Source organism: Streptomyces sp. NPDC026246, from assembly GCF_055567995.1.
The window spans coordinates 37,118-55,243 of the sequence record NZ_JBVHPJ010000002.1 but is presented as its reverse complement, the minus strand read 5'-3'; the positions used below and the strand labels follow the sequence as shown (position 1 = coordinate 55,243).

Annotated in this window: 19 protein-coding genes; 5 read left to right on the top strand and 14 right to left on the bottom strand. The window is 73.3% G+C overall.

From position 1 onward, the window contains the following. Positions 1-209 precede the first annotated feature (209 nt). Positions 210-524 (top strand): hypothetical protein, encoded by a 315-nt coding sequence (locus tag ACZ4M5_RS04340; protein ID WP_369196101.1) that lies wholly within the window; start codon positions 210-212, stop codon positions 522-524. Positions 525-687: 163 nt separating this feature from the next. Here ACZ4M5_RS04340 and ACZ4M5_RS04335 read toward each other — a convergent pair whose 3' ends face one another. After that, positions 688-1,743, bottom strand: coding sequence for an aldo/keto reductase (locus tag ACZ4M5_RS04335; RefSeq protein WP_467732962.1), 1,056 nt, complete (start codon positions 1,741-1,743; stop codon positions 688-690). A gap of 101 nt (positions 1,744-1,844) precedes the next feature. Here ACZ4M5_RS04335 and ACZ4M5_RS04330 point away from each other — a divergent pair, with 101 nt between their 5' ends. After that, positions 1,845-2,456, top strand: coding sequence for a TetR/AcrR family transcriptional regulator (locus ACZ4M5_RS04330; protein WP_467732960.1), 612 nt, complete (start codon positions 1,845-1,847; stop codon positions 2,454-2,456). Between the two features lie 24 nt (positions 2,457-2,480). On the opposite strand, the gene ACZ4M5_RS04325 is transcribed toward ACZ4M5_RS04330, so the two are convergent. The 7 genes from ACZ4M5_RS04325 to glnA form a co-directional block, all read right to left on the bottom strand. Further along, positions 2,481-3,662, bottom strand: coding sequence for a winged helix DNA-binding domain-containing protein (locus ACZ4M5_RS04325; RefSeq protein ID WP_467732958.1), 1,182 nt, complete (start codon positions 3,660-3,662; stop codon positions 2,481-2,483). Between the two features lie 123 nt (positions 3,663-3,785). Then, positions 3,786-5,420 carry an alpha/beta fold hydrolase gene (locus ACZ4M5_RS04320; protein WP_467732956.1) on the bottom strand — a complete coding sequence of 545 codons (1,635 nt, stop codon included), beginning with the start codon at positions 5,418-5,420 and terminating at the stop codon, positions 3,786-3,788. A gap of 40 nt (positions 5,421-5,460) precedes the next feature. Continuing rightward, positions 5,461-6,045 (bottom strand): PspA-associated protein PspAB, encoded by a 585-nt coding sequence (gene pspAB / locus ACZ4M5_RS04315; RefSeq protein WP_467732954.1) that lies wholly within the window; start codon positions 6,043-6,045, stop codon positions 5,461-5,463. Between the two features lie 7 nt (positions 6,046-6,052). Continuing rightward, positions 6,053-6,970 carry a zinc metalloprotease HtpX gene (htpX, locus tag ACZ4M5_RS04310; RefSeq protein ID WP_467732952.1) on the bottom strand — a complete coding sequence of 306 codons (918 nt, stop codon included), beginning with the start codon at positions 6,968-6,970 and terminating at the stop codon, positions 6,053-6,055. 192 nt (positions 6,971-7,162) lie between these two features. Further along, complete coding sequence (locus ACZ4M5_RS04305) at positions 7,163-7,534, bottom strand: cupin domain-containing protein (RefSeq protein WP_467732950.1); 372 nt, start codon at positions 7,532-7,534, stop codon at positions 7,163-7,165. 25 nt (positions 7,535-7,559) lie between these two features. Then, complete coding sequence (locus ACZ4M5_RS04300; protein WP_467732948.1) at positions 7,560-7,823, bottom strand: SCO2583/SCO2584 N-terminal domain-containing protein; 264 nt, start codon at positions 7,821-7,823, stop codon at positions 7,560-7,562. 144 nt (positions 7,824-7,967) lie between these two features. Further along, positions 7,968-9,377, bottom strand: coding sequence for a type I glutamate--ammonia ligase (gene glnA / locus ACZ4M5_RS04295; protein WP_467732946.1), 1,410 nt, complete (start codon positions 9,375-9,377; stop codon positions 7,968-7,970). Positions 9,378-9,587: 210 nt separating this feature from the next. Between glnA and ACZ4M5_RS04290 the strand changes: the two genes are divergently transcribed. After that, the gene (locus tag ACZ4M5_RS04290; RefSeq protein WP_451879219.1) at positions 9,588-10,055 is read left to right on the top strand and encodes an RDD family protein; all 468 of its coding nucleotides are present in this window, start codon (positions 9,588-9,590) and stop codon (positions 10,053-10,055) included. A gap of 106 nt (positions 10,056-10,161) precedes the next feature. Here the strand turns inward: ACZ4M5_RS04290 and ACZ4M5_RS04285 are convergent, their stop codons facing one another. The 4 genes from ACZ4M5_RS04285 to lipB form a co-directional block, all read right to left on the bottom strand. Further along, positions 10,162-10,863, bottom strand: coding sequence for a DUF4191 domain-containing protein (locus ACZ4M5_RS04285; RefSeq protein WP_467732943.1), 702 nt, complete (start codon positions 10,861-10,863; stop codon positions 10,162-10,164). A gap of 76 nt (positions 10,864-10,939) precedes the next feature. Next, entirely contained in the window at positions 10,940-11,152 is a 213-nt protein-coding gene (locus tag ACZ4M5_RS04280; protein ID WP_467732941.1) for an SCO2195 family GlnR-regulated protein, read from the bottom strand. Between the two features lie 261 nt (positions 11,153-11,413). Then, complete coding sequence (gene lipA, locus ACZ4M5_RS04275) at positions 11,414-12,379, bottom strand: lipoyl synthase (RefSeq protein WP_398111228.1); 966 nt, start codon at positions 12,377-12,379, stop codon at positions 11,414-11,416. Positions 12,380-12,473: 94 nt separating this feature from the next. Next, positions 12,474-13,274, bottom strand: a complete 801-nt coding sequence (gene lipB, locus ACZ4M5_RS04270; RefSeq protein WP_467732939.1) for a lipoyl(octanoyl) transferase LipB — start codon at positions 13,272-13,274, stop codon at positions 12,474-12,476. Positions 13,275-13,512: 238 nt separating this feature from the next. Between lipB and ACZ4M5_RS04265 the strand changes: the two genes are divergently transcribed. Beyond that, entirely contained in the window at positions 13,513-14,985 is a 1,473-nt protein-coding gene (locus ACZ4M5_RS04265) for a regulator (RefSeq protein ID WP_467732937.1), read from the top strand. 64 nt (positions 14,986-15,049) lie between these two features. Here the strand turns inward: ACZ4M5_RS04265 and ACZ4M5_RS04260 are convergent, their stop codons facing one another. Continuing rightward, complete coding sequence (locus ACZ4M5_RS04260) at positions 15,050-16,456, bottom strand: NAD(P)/FAD-dependent oxidoreductase (RefSeq protein WP_467732935.1); 1,407 nt, start codon at positions 16,454-16,456, stop codon at positions 15,050-15,052. Positions 16,457-16,639: 183 nt separating this feature from the next. Then, the gene (locus tag ACZ4M5_RS04255) at positions 16,640-17,542 is read right to left on the bottom strand and encodes a TIGR01777 family oxidoreductase (protein ID WP_467732933.1); all 903 of its coding nucleotides are present in this window, start codon (positions 17,540-17,542) and stop codon (positions 16,640-16,642) included. A 71-nt stretch (positions 17,543-17,613) separates the two neighbouring features. On the opposite strand from ACZ4M5_RS04255, the gene ACZ4M5_RS04250 reads away from it, so the two are divergent. Beyond that, complete coding sequence (locus ACZ4M5_RS04250) at positions 17,614-18,111, top strand: GNAT family N-acetyltransferase (RefSeq protein ID WP_467732931.1); 498 nt, start codon at positions 17,614-17,616, stop codon at positions 18,109-18,111. The last annotated feature ends 15 nt before the right edge of the window (positions 18,112-18,126 follow it).

Below are 18,126 nucleotides of genomic sequence, written 5' to 3'. Positions count from 1 at the left end.
GACCGGCTTCTGTTCGAATTTCTGACGCCTCAGCGGCCCCTCCCGGATCTGCCGTTCCACGGCCCCAATTCCCGCTTTCACCTGCGTATTTGACGGGCTGTGCGCACTCCCCGTTGTCAGTGCCCGGCGGTACACTGGAAGCAGTGTTCGAGGGTGGCGCCGGGGTGTGGAAATGCCCCGGGTCGCCCGACCGCGACAGGAGGATGCCTGTGCCCGCTGCCGCTCTGAAGCCGAAGCCGCTGCCCACCCAGTCCACCGCGAAGCGTCCCGTCCTGCTCGACCTGCCGTACGCGCCCGTGGAGAAGCGGCCGTTGCCGCCCGGCCGGCCGCGGGAGTGGTACGTGGCGCACAACCGCCGCCTGAAGGCGATGCGGCTGGCCATCGCCCTGCTCGACTCCGGCGTCCACATGCCGGGCCAGGCGCGCAACGAGACGATCCGCGACACGGCGGAACTGATCGGCGTGCACCCGCCGTCGGACACGACGTGCCACATGGTGCGCGCGCTCATGCGCTACGCCCGCTGAACCGCCGCGATCCGGGCGCCGGGAACCCCGAGCCGGGGGTGTCCGGCGCCCGCTCCTGCACGTGGAACCGGCAGGGCCGACGCCCGCTCCCGCCCCTGGAGCCGAGGGGGCCGGCGACCGCTCGTACGCCCGCACACCCCGGACCACGGGTCCGGGTGCGCGCTCACGCGGCCCGGTCCGGCGCCGCGATCACCGGCGGGTTCAGCCGGGCGAAACCCTCCTGGCGCTCGTAGGGGAAGTACGGGTAGGGCGCCGGCCGGTGGCTCACCGCGTCGAGCCGTGCCACCTGCTCGGGCGTCAGGCTCCAGCCGACGGCTCCGAGGTTCTGCCGCAACTGCCGCTCGTCACGGGCGCCGATGATGACGGAGGACACCGTCGGCCGGCCGAGCAGCCAGTTGAGGGCGATCTGCGGGACCGCCTTCCCCGTCTCCTCGGCGATCTCGTCCAGGACGTCGACCACGTCGTAGAGGTGCTCCGCGCTGACCGGCGGGCCGAAGTCGGCGGTGCGGTGCAGCCGGCTGCCGGGCGGCAGCGGGCTGCCGCGGCGGATGCGGCCGGTGAGGCGGCCCCAGCCCAGCGGGCTCCAGACGATCGCGCCCAGACCCTGGTCGAGCGCGAGCGGCATCAGCTCCCACTCGTAGTCGCGGCCGATCAGCGAGTAGTACACCTGGTGGGCCACGTGGCGCGGGTGTCCGTGCCGTTCCGCGACGGCCAGGGACTTCATCACCTGCCAGCCGGAGAAGTTGGAGACGCCGGTGTAGCGCACCTTGCCCGCCCGCACCAGCGAGGCGAGCGCGTCCATCACCTCCTCCACCGGCGTCCCGGCGTCGAAGGCGTGCAGCTGGAACAGGTCGATGCGGTCGGTGCGCAGCCTGCGCAGGGCGTCCTCGCAGGCGCGGATCAGCCGGGAGCGCGAGGAGCCCGCGTCGGTGGGCCCGTCACCCATCGGCAGACTCGTCTTCGTGGAGATGATCACCTCGTCCCGGCGGCCCTCGAGCGCCGCCCCGAGCACCTCCTCGGAGGCGCCGGCGGAGTAGACGTCGGCCGTGTCGAACATCGTGATGCCCGCCTCCAGGCAGATGTCCACCATCCGGCGCGCCTCCCGCGCGTCGGTCGTGCCCCACGCGCCGAACAGCGGGCCGCTCCCGCCGAAGGTGCCCGCCCCGAAGCTCAGCGCCGGGACCATGAGCCCGGACGCGCCCAGTCTCCTGTGTTCCATGTCGGCCCCTCTCGCTGCAGATCCGTGCTAACGGTTCTGCGGTTCCATTAGTAGTCACTAAGGTAACAGGGGGAGTCGACTAATGGAACAGGAGTACCGTTATGGCTGACGGGGGTGAACCGGGGACCGTGCGGCCCGGCGGACGCACCGCGCGGGTCCGGGAATCGGTGCTGCGGGCCGCGGAGGACGCCCTCACCGAGCAGGGCTTCACCGGGCTGGACCTGGCCGACATCGCCCGCCGCGCCGGAGTGGGCAAGACGACCGTGTACCGCCGGTGGGGCACGGTGACCGGGCTGGTGGCGGACCTCCTGGCGGACATGGCCGAGCAGTCGGCCCCGCGCACCGAGACCGGGACCCTGCTCGGCGACCTCACCGCCAACGCCCGGCTGGTGCAGCGCACCCTGACGGACCCCCGGCAAGGGCCCCTGTTCAAGGCGCTGATCGCCGCGGCGACCGGTGACACGAAGACGGCCGCCGCACTGCACCGTTTCTACGACGTCCGCGTCCGGGAGTGGGCCCCCTGCGTCCGGCAGGCCGCAGACCGGGGCGAGGTGCCCGAGGGCACCGACCCGCACGAGGTGATCCGCGCGGTGTCCGCCCCGCTCTACTACCACCTGCTGATCAGCGGAGGCCGGCTGGACGAGGCGACGGCCGTCCGGGCGGCCGAGGCGGCGGCCACGGCGGCCCGGGCCGGGGTGTTCGTACGCCCCTGAGCGACGCGGCCCCGCCGGCGCCGACTACCCCACCAGCTCCTTCTCCAGAGGTGTGCGGAAACGCGGGGTGACCCTGGTCGTCCCGAGCCAGCCGTGCAGCCGCTCCGCCTCCTGCTCGACGGCCGCGCGGGCCTCCCGGCCCACTCCCACCTCGTCGAGGATCCGCCACACGATCTCGCCGTCCGGGCGCTGGGCCCAGCCGCCGATCACCCGGCCGTCCCACCACACCGTCGGGCCGACGTTGCCGCTGCGGTCGAACAACGGGGGCCGCACCCCGGGCGCGAGGTACCAGTCGCGCTGCTGCCATCCCATGGCGGTCGGGTCGAGAGCGGGCAGCAGCGCGGCCCAGGGGCCCTCGGGCCCGGGCGCCGGTTCCGCGTCACCCCGCGCCACGAAGCCCGTGCCCTCGTCCAGCTCCACCGGCTCCGCCCCGATCGCCGTCAGCGCGCGGCGGACCTCCGTCACCCGCCAGCCCGTCCACCACTTCAGGTCCGCCTCGGTGGCGGGACCGCACGCCGTGAGCCACCGCCCGAGCAGTTCGGCCTGCGCCGCGGCCGTGTCCAGCTCCTCGTGCTCGGGTGCGAGGGCCCAGCGGAACTGACTGGACGTCCAGGAGCCGAGCGGCCGGCCCCGCACCACCTTGCCCTCCACGCCCAGCACCTTCAGCAGCCGGGTCGAGACGCGGTGCACCCCCTCGTAGCTCTTCCCGGCCCCGTATACGAACTGCTCGCGCAAGCGCGGCTCGTCCCGGGCCAGTTCGGCTGCCGTCGCCTGGCCGCGCCGGGCGAGGGCCGCCAGCGTCGACTCCTCGACCTCGCGCAGCCAGGCCGCGTCCGGCGCCCCCGCCACCGCCATGTGCGCGAGCAGCGCGGCCCGCTCACGCGCGGCGACCGCCAGGCCCGTCGAGGCGTGCACGACCGCCGTCAGGGCCGTGGGGAACACGAAGACCGTGTGCCGCATGCCGTGCATCCGCACCAGGGTCCGGTCCTCGTACAGCGCGCGCTCGGTCTGCGGCACCGTCTTCGCCGGGTCCGCCAGCCGCGCGCCCACGGCCAGGTACACCGTCGCCGGGTCCGTGCCGTGCAGCGCTACCAGGGAATCGGCGACCTGCTCGGGCGTGGCCGCCCGGGCCTGCCCGGCCAGCCGCTGCCGCGACGCGAGCCGGGCCCGCCGCTCCGCCCCGCCGATGTACCGCCGCGCCTCCATACCGGCCTCCCCGGCTCCGCACCGCCTGCCCGGCGGCATTCGCTCACCCCGGACGGCGCACCGCCGCCCGGCAGCATCATCGCGCCCCCCACTGACAGCGCGCCCGCGACCGCCCGCCGCCGCTCAGCCGTACCGCTCCAGCAGCCCCGCCACATACGCCTCCAGCCGCTCGCCCAGCACCCGCGGCGTCAGGTCCGTCCGGCCCAGCTCGCGCCACGGCCCGGCCAGTTTCGCCGCGTCCGGGACGTAGGCCAGCGCGTCGAGCAGCCGCCAGTACAGATGGGCGGACCCGTCCGCCGCACACCGGCCGCCCCGCTCCTCGTAGGCACCCCGGAACGCGAGACCGTGCTCGGGCCCGTACAGCAGCGCCAGCGCCGTCGCACAGTGGGCCACGTCCAGGTCGGCGGGCCCCCACGAGGTCTCCACCCAGTCGACGACGCCACTGATCCGCAGGCCGGCCCCGGAGCCCGTGAACAGCACGTTCCCGGGGTGGAAGTCCCGGTGCAGGAAACAGCCCTCGTACGGCGGCGGCTCCCGGCGGATCACCTCCACGGCCCGCTCCCACACCGCGCCCGCCGGCGCCTCCACCCGCTCCGGGGACGTCCACGCCTGGTACGTGCGGGGCCGCTCGGCGGGGACGACCCGGTGGATCCGGGCCAGCTGGGCCGCGAGCAGGTCCACCCTCGGGCCGACGTCGTCCTCGTCGACCCGGACCCGGCCCGGCACAAGCGTCATTAGCAGGGACGGGTGATCGCAGTGCTCGCCCGTCGCGTCCACACCGACCAGGGCGGGGGCCGGCACGCCCTCCTCACCTGCCAGCAGGGTCAGGATCTCCGCCTCGCGGCCCAGGAGCCCGCCCGCGTGCCGGCGGAAGAACGGCTTCACGAACGACCGCAGGGCGAGTGCGCGGCCGTCGTCCAGCGTGAGCCGCCGCATCTGGGCGCTCCAGCCACCGCTCAGGAAGGCCGAGCCGGTCACCGTGCGGCCCTCGGGCAGCTGCTTGGCCACCCACGCGCGCGTGGCCGTCCAGCCCCTCTCGCCGAGCCCGGCCAGCACGGCGGTGACGAACTCCCGCCGGTCGGCGGCGTGGTCGCGGAACCACAGCCCCAGCCGGTGCCGTGCCCCGGGGATCTCCCGGTGGGTGAACTGCGCCCGCCGGGCCAGCGCCTCCGAGACGGCCTGCGTCACGGCCGCCGGGATGACCTCGTCCCGGCCCGGCACCGCGAGCACGGCCCGCCCCTCGTACGCCCGCAGCACCTCCAGCGCGGGCGCCTCGCGCCAGCTCCCCTCCGCGCGGATGATCTCGCTGAACCGCCCGTCACCCGAGCCGAAGGGCACGTCCCAGGCCTCGGCCGCGTACACCGCCGGCGCGCACAGTCCCAGGGCCGCCACCCGGTCCCCGTAGTGCCCGGCGAGATCCGCCACCGTCTGCCCGCTCATGCTGAACCCGACGAGCACCAGCGGCCCGTCCACGCGCGCGTGCGCGTCGATCACGGACACGGCCTGCTCGAAACGCCGGCGCAGGCTCAGCTCCCGCAGCAGGCCGGTGCTGCGGCCGTGGCCGGAGAAGTCGAAGGCGAGAGCGCGGCAGCCGTGCGCGGCGAACTCCTCCAGCAGCGGCACGAGCCGGTCCGCGCTGCCGTTTCCCGCGCCGTGCAGCAGCACGACGGTCGCCCCACCGGGCCGGTCCGCACCGCGGCTCAGCCCGGCGAGCCGCTCGCCGTCGGCCGTGTGCGTGAAGGGGGTCGGCTCACTCATGCGGTCATTCACTCACGCGGACCGCTGCTCGCGGGGCGGTTCACAGACCCGGCGCCCCCCACACGGGGAACCAGCGGCCCAGGTCCTGCTCGACGGGCAGTTCGTCGCGGAGTGCGGAACGCACCTGGAGTTCCAGGGCGTTGTCCCGCCGCTCCACCCCGCCCGGCAGGGGCGCGAACGGGTAGAACGTGCCCCGTTTGTAGAGGTACACCAGGGCAAGACGCCGTCCGGAGCGGTCCTCGAAGCCGGCCAGCGCGCACAGCAGTTGCGGGCCGAACCCGTTGACCTCCATCTGGCTGCTGACGGCGTGCAGGTCGTTCACCAGAGCCGGCAACTGACCGGGGGAGCGGCGGGACACCAGCCAGGAGTAGCCGTAGCCGTCCCGGCGCAGCTCCACCGGCGGGCCGTCACGGTCGATGTCGGCGTCCAGCAGCGCCTGCACCTCCCGGTGGGTCTGTTCGAAGACGGCGCCCTCCACCGTGGAGAAGCAGACCGCGCCCTGTCCCGTGGGCGTGAAGCCGACGGCCGCTTCCAGGGCCACGGCCGCGGACGGCAGTGCGAAGAGCCGGTCGAGATCCGGGACGACCGGCCTGGTCCGGCCGAGCAGGATGTCCAGCAGGCCCATGTGCCGCTCACACTCCCCCGGGCGCGGTCGCCTCACCCAGCTCGGCGGAGATCCGGCCCAGCTGGTCGATGCGCTGCTCCAGGCTCGGGTGGGTCGAGAACAGCCGGGCGATCCGCGGCTCGCGGCCCGGCGCGGGCGAGAACCAGAAGGCGTTGAACGCCTGGGCCGTGCGCAGGTCCTTCGCCGGGATGCGGGCCAGCTCGCCGGAGACCTTGGTGAGCGCGGAGGCCAGCGCCGAGGGCCGCCCGGTGAGCTGCGCGGCCGCCCGGTCCGCGGCCAGCTCGCGGTAGCGGGACAGCGCCCGGATCAGCAGGAAGCTGATCGCGTACACGGCCGCGGCCACGCCCATCACCGCGGCGAACACCGCCGCCGTGTTCTGGTCCCGCCGGGCCCCGCCGAACAGTTGCGAGTAGAAGGCGAACCGCACGATCAGTCCCGCGAGCACCCCCAGGAACGAGGCGACGGTGATCACCGCGACGTCCTTGTGCGCCACGTGCGACAGCTCGTGCGCGAGCACGCCCTCCAGCTCGGCCGGCTCAAGCCGCCGCAGCAGCCCGGTCGTCACACACACCACGGCGTGATCGGGGCTCCGCCCGGTCGCGAAGGCGTTGGGCATGTCCATCCCGGACACGGCGACCACGGGCTTCGGCAGGTCGGCCAGGGCGCACAGCCGGTCCACCACCGCGTGCAGCTCCGGGTACTCCGCACGCTCCACGACCCGGCCCCGCATGGCGTACAGCGCGATCCGGTCCGAGAACCAGTACTGCGCGCCGAGCAGCGCCGCCGCGACCACGACGACCAGCACCCACGACTTCAGCAGCACGACCAGCGCGGCGACGAACCCCACGTACAGCAGTCCCAGCAGGAACAGCGTGACCCCCATCCGGGTGGTCAGCCGCCGGTCGGCCCGCACACGGCTGTGCATCCGCCTCACCTCGCGCAGTCAGGCACTCGTTCCACAGCCAGTGTGCGCCGCACTTCCCCATGAGCGGGTCGCGAGCACCCCCACTCCGGGCAAAGGCACCACCCACCGAAGCCGCACGCCCCACCGCCGGCCCCGGGCATGGCCCCGCCACCGCCCTCGCGCATGGCCGTCGGCACGGCCCGGGGACGGCCGTCAGCCGGCGGACCCCACCGCGTACCCGGGGACCGACGGCCACCGCACGGTCAGCACCACCGACTCCTCCTCCGCGCGCCAGGAATGGTCGACGCCCCGCCCCCACACCACGTAGTCACCCTGCCGCCGCAGCAGCACGCTGCGCCCCGGCAGTTCGACGCGGAAACGCCCGCTGATCAGGACCAGCAGTGCCGTGCGCTGCTCGCCGCGCACCCACTCGGCCCGCTCGTCGCCCGGGGGGTGGACCCCCCACTTGATCTCGACGTCCTCGCTGTGCCGAGGGTCCCCGGCGGCCTTGAAGTGCCCGAGGATCCATCCCCGGTCCAGCGCGGCGTCCTCGCCGGCGTTGCCCGTGTACACGCTGTCGTTCACGGCCGGACGTTAACAGGACGGCCGGCTAGAACGGGGGACGGAAGTCCAGGTACCCGAGCAGGACGATCACCGCGGCCAGGCAGCCGAGCACCACGGCCGTCGACACCCACGGGGACCGGCGGCGCGCGCGGCCCACGTGCCGGGGTTCGGGACGGAACGGCACCGGCCCGGGCGGGTCGTGCTTCCAGCGGGCGGCGAGCATGCGGGCCCGCGCGGACGGCTCCTTGTGCTCGGCGCCGTCGGCCCACCCGATGTCGAACTCGCGCTCCTCGTCGTCCCGTCCCGGCATCCCCGCATCCCTTCTCGAACAACCGTCCTCATCGAATGGTCCCTCTCGCGCGCCCGCCTGGGAAGCGCGGACCGGGCGCGGACGACGGTGCCCCCGCCTCCACTGCGGGAGACGGGGGCACCGTACGGGCGACGGGAGCGTCGATCACACGTCGAAGTACAGCTCGAACTCGTGCGGGTGCGGACGCAGCTGCAGCGGCGCGATCTCGTTGGCGCGCTTGAAGTCGATCCACGTCTCGATCAGGTCCGGGGTGAACACGTCACCCTGGAGCAGGAACTCGTGGTCGGCCTCCAGGCGGTCCAGGACCGCGCCGAGGGAGGTCGGGACCTGGGCGACGTTCGCGTGCTCCTCGGGAGCCAGCTCGTACAGGTCCTTGTCGATCGGCTCGGCCGGCTCGATCTTGTTCTTGATGCCGTCCAGGCCCGCGAGCAGCAGCGCCGAGAAGGCCAGGTACGGGTTGCCGGAGGCGTCCGGGGCGCGGAACTCCACGCGCTTGGCCTTCGGGTTGGAGCCGGTGATCGGGATGCGCATGGCCGCGGAGCGGTTGCGCTGCGAGTACACCAGGTTCACCGGCGCCTCGAAGCCCGGCACCAGGCGGTGGTAGGAGTTCACCGTCGGGTTGGTGAAGGCCAGCAGCGACGGGGCGTGCTTGAGGATGCCGCCGATGTAGTAGCGGGCGGTGTCCGACAGGCCCGCGTAACCGGCCTCGTCGTAGAACAGCGGCTGGCCGCCGGTCCACAGCGACTGGTGGACGTGCATGCCCGAGCCGTTGTCACCGAAGATCGGCTTCGGCATGAAGGTGGCCGTCTTGCCGTTCTTCCACGCCACGTTCTTCACGATGTACTTGAAGAGCTGGAGGTCGTCGGCGGCGGCGAGCAGCGTGTTGAACTTGTAGTTGATCTCGGCCTGGCCGGCGGTGCCCACCTCGTGGTGCTGGCGCTCGACCTTCAGGCCGGACCGCTCCAGCTCCAGGGAGATCTCGGCGCGCAGGTCGGCGAAGTGGTCGACCGGCGGGACCGGGAAGTAGCCGCCCTTGTAGCGGACCTTGTAACCGCGGTTGTCCTCCAGCGCACCGGTGTTCCAGGCGCCGGCCTCGGAGTCGATGTGGTAGAAGGACTCGTTCGCGCTGGTGGCGAAGCGGACGGAGTCGAAGACGTAGAACTCCGCCTCGGGACCGAAGTACGCCGTGTCGGCGATGCCGGTGGAGGCGAGGTAGGCCTCGGCCTTCTTGGCCACGTTGCGCGGGTCGCGGGAGTACTGCTCGCCCGTGATCGGGTCGTGGATGAAGAAGTTGATGTTCAGCGTCTTGTCACGGCGGAACGGGTCGACCCGGGCGGTCGACAGGTCCGCGCGCAGGGCCATGTCGGACTCGTGAATGGCCTGGAAACCCCGGATCGAGGAGCCGTCGAAGGCCAGCTCCTCGTCGGCGTCGAACGCCTCCGCAGGCACCGTGAAGTGCTGCATCACGCCCGGGAGGTCGCAGAAGCGGACGTCGACGAACTTGACGTCCTCGTCCGCGATGAACTTCTTGGCCTCGTCGGCGTTCTGGAACATCCAGCTCCTCCTACTCCCGACCGTCCCGCCGGGGTGGTAGTTCGTTCGTGCGGCCAGTGCGGGTGGCACACGCTGTCCTCGACCCTAGGGACGGGTGATTTCTCGGGCGTGACCCGTTTGTTTCGCACAAGTTAACCGGCTCACCCTCCACCGTAGCCCCGACGCACCCCGCCGTGCCCCGGTCATATGGGGGCGCAGTACCGTGGACGGGTGGACAACAGGCAAGCAATCGGATCGTGGCTCTCCGGGCCCCGCGCGGCCGCGGAAGAGGCCGGTGTCGACTTCGGATACCGGGGCGAGCAGCTCGGTCTGCCCGAGGAGGGCTCCGGCTCGATCGCCCGCCCGGGCCGGCGGATCGGCGCCCTGGCCGTCGACTGGGGGCTGAGCCTGCTGATCGCGTACGGCCTGATCGCCGACAGCTACAACGAGGCGGCCCAGGTCTGGGCGCCGCTGATCATGTTCGCGCTGATGGTGCTGACGGTCGGCACGGTCGGCTTCACGCCGGGCAAGCGCCTCTTCGGCATCCGGGTGCTCGCCCTGGACACCGGCCGGGTCAGCCCCTGGCGGGCCGTCGTGCGCACGGTCCTGCTGTTCCTGGCGATCCCCGCCCTGATCTGGGACCGCGACGGCCGCGGCCTGCACGACCGGCTGGCCGGCACGGTGGAGGTCCGCATCTGACGCACATCGAGCATCCGCCGCTCGATCGCCCGCCGCGTGCGACGGATCCGTACGACGAAGGGGCGCCCGGAGTGGTCCGGGCGCCCCTTCGTCGTACGGGTGCGGGTCAGCGGGCCTTCGGCCCGCCCTTCGGCAGGCGCATGCCCTTGGGCATCGGGCCCTTCGGCAGCGGCATGTTGCTCATCAGGTCACCCAGGGCGCGCAGCCGGTCGTTGGTGGCCGTGACCTGCGGGCCGGTCAGCACGCGCGGGAGCTTGAGCATGGTCGTGCGCAGCTTCTTCAGCTCGACCTGGCCCTCGCCGGTGCCCACCACCAGGTCGTGCACCGGAACGTCCGCGACGATGCGGTTCATCTTGCGCTTCTCGGCGGCGAGCAGGGTCTTCACCCGGTTCGGGTTGCCCTCGGCCACCAGCACGATGCCGGCCTTGCCGACCGCGCGGTGCACCACGTCCTGGTTGCGGTTCATCGCCACCGCGGGGGTCGTCGTCCACCCCCGGCCGATGTTGTCGAGCACCGCCGCCGCGGCGCCGGGCTGGCCCTCCATCTGCCCGAAGGCGGCCCGCTCGGCCCGGCGCCCGAACACGATCGCCGTCGCGAGGAAGGCGAGCAGGAGGCCCAGGATGCCGAGATAGATGGGGTGACCGATCAAGAAACCGATCGCGAGGAAGACACCGAAGGTGACGATTCCGACAGCCGCGAGTACAAGACCGATCTTCTTGTCGGCCTTGCGGGTCATCTTGTAGGTCAGGGCGATCTGCTTCAGTCGCCCGGGATTCGCAGCGTCCGCTGCAGGTTCCTTCCTCGCCATGCCCCGAAGTCTACGTGTCCGCACGAGCGCCGACGACGGCAGTGCCGCCCGGGGCCCGCGCAGCGCGGTCCGGGCCTCAGGGGCGGGCGGACAGGGAGCGCGAGAGGGACTGCTCCAGCACGCGCTGCGCCTCGACCCGGTCCTTGGCGCGACGGCGGTCCTCCAGCACGGAGGTCCAGGCGTTGCGCCGGGCGGTGCGCTGGCCGCTGCTCATCAGCAGCGCCTCGACCGCGCGCAGGGCGGTCGTGAACGACGGGATCGCGGTGGCGCGGACGGGCGCGGCCTGCATGGGTGAGGTCCCCCCTCGAAACGGGTGTACGTGCTGTGAGTTCAGCGTCACTGATTGGTGTTACCAGGGCGTGACCGGCCGGTCAAACACCCGTGAAGCCCGGCAGGGGAGCAGTGGAACGCCGACGCGGTCCTGACGTACGCCCTCATCTGCGAGGACGGTCAGGACCGCGTCGAACCGGTCACTACCGGTCGGTAGTATCACGTGCGCGAATTCACACGATTGTCTCGTCCCGTACCGGGAAGAGGTGGTGACGCTCCGTCAGACGGCCTGGGCCGCGACGCGCGCGTCCCGCTGCTCCATCGCCATCCGGTACAGCCGCCCGGCGCGGTACGAGGAGCGCACCAGCGGACCGGACATCACGCCGGAGAAGCCGATCTGCTCGGCCTCCTGCTGCAGCTCCACGAACTCGTGCGGCTTGACCCAGCGCTCCACGGGGTGATGGCGCACGGAGGGGCGCAGGTACTGCGTGATGGTGACCAGCTCGCAGCCCGCCTCGTGCAGCTGCTTCAGCGCGTCGCTGACCTCCTCGCGGGTCTCGCCCATGCCGAGGATCAGGTTCGACTTGGTGACCAGGCCGTAGTCGCGGGCCTCGGTGATCACCTTCAGCGAGCGCTCGTAGCGGAAGCCGGGGCGGATGCGCTTGAAGATCCGCGGGACGGTCTCGACGTTGTGCGCGAAGACCTCGGGGCGGGAGGAGAAGACCTCCTCGAGCTGCTCGGGGATCGCGTTGAAGTCGGGGGCCAGCAGCTCGACCTTGGTGTGGCCGCCTTCGCGGCCGGCCGTCTGCCGGTGGATCTGGCGGACCGTCTCGGCGTACAGCCAGGCGCCGCCGTCCTCCAGGTCGTCGCGGGCGACGCCGGTGATCGTGGCGTAGTTCAGGTCCATCGTGACCACGGACTCACCCACGCGGCGGGGCTCGTCGCGGTCCAGCGCCTCAGGCTTGCCGGTGTCGATCTGGCAGAAGTCGCAGCGCCGGGTGCACTGGTCGCCGCCGATGAGGAAGGTCGCCTCGCGGTCCTCCCAGCACTCGTAGATGTTCGGGCAGCCGGCTTCCTGGCAGACCGTGTGCAGGCCCTCGCTCTTCACGAGGTTCTGCATCTTGGTGTACTCGGGGCCCATTTTCGCCCGGGTCTTGATCCACTCGGGCTTGCGCTCGATGGGGGTCTGGCTGTTGCGGACCTCCAGGCGCAGCATCTTGCGTCCGTCGGGTGCGACTGCGGACACGACCGGCTCCCTAGCGTTGATTCTTCGGCGTCCTCAAGGGTACGCCCGTGGATTTGAATGCCTGTGTGTGGTGTCAGCCCCTCCCCGCGGGCGTTTATGCCGCCGGTGTCCGCTCGATCTCCCGGGGCTTGAGGTCGGCGTTCTCCAGGACGTCCCTCAGGTGGCGCTCCACCACGGGCAGGACCTCCTCGATCGTCACGTCGCGGCCCAGCTCGGCGGCTAGGGAGGCCACGCCCGCGTCGCGGATGCCGCAGGGGATGATCCGGTCGAACCACTTGTTGTCGGGGTTCACGTTCAGTGCGAAGCCGTGCATCGTGACGCCCTTGGCGACGCGGATGCCGATCGCGGCGATCTTGCGGTCCTCGCGGCGCTGGCCCGCGTTGGAGGGGGCGTACTCCGGTCCGTTCAGCCGCGGGTCGAACTCCTCGTCCTGCAGCCGCGGGTCGAAGTCCAGCGACAGGCCTCCGAGCGCGGGCCGCTGCTCGACCGGGTCGCCCAGGACCCACACGCCGCTGCGGCCCTCGACCCGGGTCGTCTCCAGCCCGAAGTCGGCGCAGGTGCGGATCAGGGCCTCCTCCAGGCGCCGGACGTGGGCCACCACGTCCACCGGGCGCGGGAGCTTCTGGATCGGGTAGCCGACCAGCTGTCCGGGGCCGTGCCAGGTGATCTTGCCGCCGCGGTCCACGTCGATGACCGGCGTGCCGTCGAGGGGGCGCTCGTTGTCCGCCGTGCGCCGCCCGGCCGTGTAGACCGGCGGGTGCTCCAGGAGCAGTACGGTGTCGGGGACCTCGTCGGTGAAGCGCGCCGCGTGCACCCGGCGCTGTTCGTCCCAGGCCTCCTGGTACTCGACGGCCTCGTCACCGAACCCCATGCGGACGAACCGCAACTCACTCACGGCAAGCGCCTCCCTCGGACGGGTGTGTCAGGCACGTAACGCGCCCAAGCCACTGTACGTCCGGCCCGGACACGTCAGTCCCGGGGTCAATCCTCACACGATCGGATGAATGTCCGGGAAAATGTGTGATGGGGTGCTTACTCTCCGCTACATTCGCGCCGTCCAGCAAGGCGTAAGGCCAGCTCACAGGCAATCCGCGCACATCACGAAGGCCGGAAGGCAGGAGACCGCACCGCAGATGACGGAACGACCCGCGCAGCGCACCCCCAACCGACAGCTCGCCGCGCTCATCGCAGAAGCGGGGTTCTCCAACGCGGGACTCGCCCGTCGCGTGGACCAGCTCGGGCTGGAACACGGTCTCGACCTGAGATACGACAAGACCTCCGTCACCCGGTGGCTGCGCGGCCAGCAGCCCCGGGGGACCACGCCCGCCCTGATCGCCGAGGTGTTCACCCGGCGCCTGGGCCGCCGCCTCACCGCCCAGGACCTGGGGCTGGACGCCTGCGCGCCGGTCTACGCGGGGCTGGAGTTCGCCGCCACCCCGGAGGAGGCCGTCGACATCGTCAGCGGGCTGTGGCGCAAGGACTCCGGCAGCCACGCCGAGCTGCGCAAGATCGCCTTCACCCCGGCCGGGCTCGTCGTGCCCAGCCGGGACTGGCTGATCGGCCGCGCCGACGAGAAGGTCGCCCGGGGCGAGCCCCACCCCGCCCGCATCCCCGCACAGGGCCGCCCCGCCCTGAGGCTCCCGGCCGAGCAGGGCGTGCCGTCCCTGCCCCGCCAGCGCGGCGGGGCCGAGCGCGGCCCCGGCCAGAAGGTCACCGCCGGGGACATCGCCGCCCTGCGCTCGGTCGGCGAGCTGTTCCGCACCCTCGACGACGCCTACGGCGGCGGCCACGCCCGCCAGGCCCTCGTGCGCTACCTGGAGCACGAGTGCGAGCCCATGCTGCGCGGCACCTACGGCGAGCAGACCGGACGCCGGCTGTTCGCCGCCGCCGCCGACCTGACCCGGCTCGCCGGCTGGACCTCGTACGACATCGCCGCGCACGGACTGGCCCAGCGCTACTTCGTGCAGGCACTCCGGCTGGCGCAGGCCGCCGGGGACCGGGCGTTCGGGGCCTATGTGCTGGTCACCATGAGCCGCCAGGCCGTCTACCTGGGGCACGGGCGGGAGGCCGTGCAGCTCGCCCGGGTGGCCCAGCAGGGCGTGGGCACCTCCGGGCCGCCCGTCCTGCAGGCCCTGCTGCACGCGTCCGAGGCGCGCGGGCACGGGGTGCTCGGTGAGGTCCGGGCCTGCACCGCGGCCCTGGTCCGCGCCGAGCGGGCCCTGGAGACGGCCCGCCCCGGAGACGACGTGCCGCAGTGGGCGAGGTTCTTCGACGAGGCCCAGCTGGCCGACGAGTTCGGCCACTGCCACCGCGACCTGCAGCAGTTCCGCGCCGCCGCCCAGCACGCGGAACGCTCGCTGCAGTTGCGGGCCCCGTCCTACGCCCGCAGCCGGCTGTTCTGCCGTGTCGTCCTCGCCACCGCCCGCCTGGGGCTGGGCGAGCTCGACCAGGCCTGCCAGCTGGCCGCGGAGGCCGCGGGCCAGGCCGCCGAGATGCGCTCGGTGCGGGCGGTGGAGTACGTGCGGGACTTCGAGCGGCGGCTGGAGCCGTACAAGGACGCGGCGCCGGTGCGGACCTACCGCGACAAGGTGGCGGCCCTCGGCTGAGCTGCCTCAGGGGTGCGTGGGGACTGCGCGATCGGCCCCCACGCACCCGCACCCGAGGCATCACTCAGGCGGCGCGCGGCACGGTCGGCAGCGGATCGGCGGCATGCATCGACCGCCCCGCCCCCAGGTCCGCCAGGATCGCCGCCGACGCCCGGTGCCCGGAGTGCAGAGCACCCTGGACGGTGCTGGTGTCCCGGTGGTCCCCGCACACGTACAGGCCCGCGAGCAAGCGCACCGGCCGCCGCAGATCGTGCGGCGGCCGCATGGCGGGCACCGCCTCGGTCGTGTGGTGCACCGCCAGCGTCTCCCACCGCGCCGTCGACGTCCCGTACAGCCGTGCCAGGTGCCTCCGCACGGCCGTGTCGACGTCGCCCGGCGGCCGGCCCAGCACCGTCGACGACACCAGGGCCCGGCCGACGGGGGCCCGGGACGGATCGACGTGGCTGAGTACCGCCGTGTGGGCCACCGGACCGCCGAGGTCGGCGTCCAGCAGCAGGGACGCGCCCGTCCCCGGCGGCTCGTCGGTGGTGTGGTGCACCACCGTCACCGGGTGGAAGTCCGGTACCCGCAGCCCGGGCAGGAGCACGGCCGCCGCCCGGGCGTCCGTCGCCACCAGCACGGCACGGCAGCGGATCACCCCGTGCTCCGCGGTGGTCACCGAGGTGGTGGAGACGGAGGTGACGCGCACGCCGGTGTGCACCGACCCCTCCGGCAGGGTCCGCGCCAGCAGCTCCGGCAGGGCCTCCGACCCGCCCTCCGGCACGCACAGCCGGCCGCTCGCGAAGGCCCGCAGCGCGAGGTCGGCGCACCGGCTCGACGTCGTCAGGTCCGGGTCGCACAGCAGGGCCGCGAGCAGCGGCCGCAGGAAGCCGTCGATGGTCCGCGCGGGCAGCCCCCGTGCGGCGAGGGCCTGGCCCGCGGGCAACTCCGGTCGGGCCAGCAGCCGTTCGGCGGGGGTGCCGGCCAGCCGGGTCAGGGCCGCGCCCAGCCGGGCCTGGTCGACGGCCGTGCCGAGCGGGGCGCCGGACCGGCTGCGGGGCACGGAGACCTGCCGGCCGGGCACGGCCACCGGCCTGCGCGGTACGCGGGGAGCGGCCGGCGGCCGGGGCGCACTCGCCAGCGCACGGACCGCGTGCAGTGCGCCCCGTGCGCCCCGCACGCCGGGCTGGACGCCCGCGCGGTGGTGGCGTCCGTCGCCGTGCAGCAGGACGCCCGGTGCGAAGGGGCGCAGCACCAGCCCGCCCAGCCCCGGGGTCCGGTGTAGTTCGGGATACGCCGTGGACAGCAACTGGCCGACCCGGTCGAGCCGGAAGCCGTCGACCTTCTCCGTCGCCATCCGGCCGCCGACGTGATGGGCGGCCTCCAGGACCATGGTCGTCACTCCTGCGCTGGTCAGCCGATGCGCGGCCGAGAGGCCGGCGACCCCGGCCCCCACGACGACCACGTCCGCCTGGTACGCGGGCTCAAGCACGTGCCCCTCCTCGAGGTTGCGCGGGCGCTGGAGACGTCATGCCCTCAACAGGCCCCAGGGATACGCGAGTTCCGGTCGAGCGTAGGACTGCGATCGGTCAGGGGGAGTCGCGCATGGACAGGGCACGGTCGCACGGCGGTCGCATAGCGATGCCATGTGGACACGGGCCGGCACTCCCGGGGCCTACAGTGCCGCGCGGATCGCTCCCTCGATGTCCGGGAAGGCGAACCGGAAGCCCGACTCCAGCAGCCGCGTCGGCAGGACGCGGGCGCTGCCGAGGACGTCGCCAGCCATCTCGCCCAGCACGGACCGCAGAACGGGCGCGGGCACGGCGAACACCGTGGGCCGGCGCAGCACCCGCCCCATCGCCGCGGTGATCTCACTGTTCGTCAGGGGGTTCGGGGCGGTGATGTTGAACGGACCCGACAGGCCGTCGGTGTCGAGGAGGTGGCGGATCGCGGCGACCTCGTCGTGCAGCGCGACGAACGACCAGTACTGCCGGCCGTCGCCCATGCGCCCGCCCAGCCCGGCCCGGAACAGCGGGAAGAGCCGCCCCCACGCCCCGCCCTCACGGGAGACGACCAGCCCGGTCCGGGTGAACGCGGTGCGGACACCTGCCTGGCGGGCGGGCGCCGCGGCCTCCTCCCACTCCACGCACACCTCGGGCAGGAAGCCGGAGCCCGCCGGGGCGCTCTCGTCGACGGCACGGTCCCCGGTCTCGCCGTAGTAGCCGATGGCGCTGCCGTTCACGAAGACCCGCGGCCGTTCCGCGTCGTCCAGCGAGGCCACCGCCCGCGCCAGCGCGGCCGTGCCGTTCACCCGGCTGTCGCGGATCCGCTGCTTGTAGGCGTCCGTCCAGCGCCGGTCGCCGACCCCGGCACCCGCCAGATTGACCACCGCGGCGCACCCGGCCAGCCCAGCCGCCTCCACGTGCCCGCCCTCCGGGTCCCAGCGGACCTCGTCCGTGCCCCGGGGCTCCCGGCGCACCAGGCGCACCACCTCGTGCCCGTCCGAGGCCAGTGACCGCACCAGGGCGCCGCCGATGAGACCGGACGCGCCGGCCACTGCGATACGTGAGCGTTCCATCCCCCCATCCTGCCCCCGGACCCCGGATATCCACTGTCGGACCACGGGCCCCGCGGCCTAGGGTGACGCCCATGCCCGACCATCCCGACGTGCGCGTCCGCGTCGCCGTGCCCGAGGACGAGGCGGAACTGGCCCTGCTGGACCGGCGCGCCTGGTCGCCCCTGCACGCCGTGACGCCCGAGCCGCGCCCGCCTTACCCGCCGTTCTTCAGCGACCGGCACCCGCCGCGGGACTGTCTCGTCGCCGAGGACGACGGCCGCCCGGCCGGTTACGTGCACCTCGGTCTCCCGACCCCCGTCGCCGCGAACCGGCACGTGCTCCAGATCCAGGGCCTCGCCGTCGCCCAGGAGGCACGCGGCCGGGGGGCCGGCCGGGCCCTGGTCCGGGCCGCCGTCGCGGAGGCCCGCCGGCGCGGCGCCCGGCGCCTGACCCTGCGCGTCCTCGGCCACAACACCCCCGCGCGCAGGCTCTACGAGTCCGAGGGGTTCGTGATGGAGGGCGTCCTGCCCGAGGAGTTCCTCCTCGACGGGCGGTACGTCGACGACGTCCTCATGGGGCGCTTCCTCTGAGCCGCACCCGGCGCG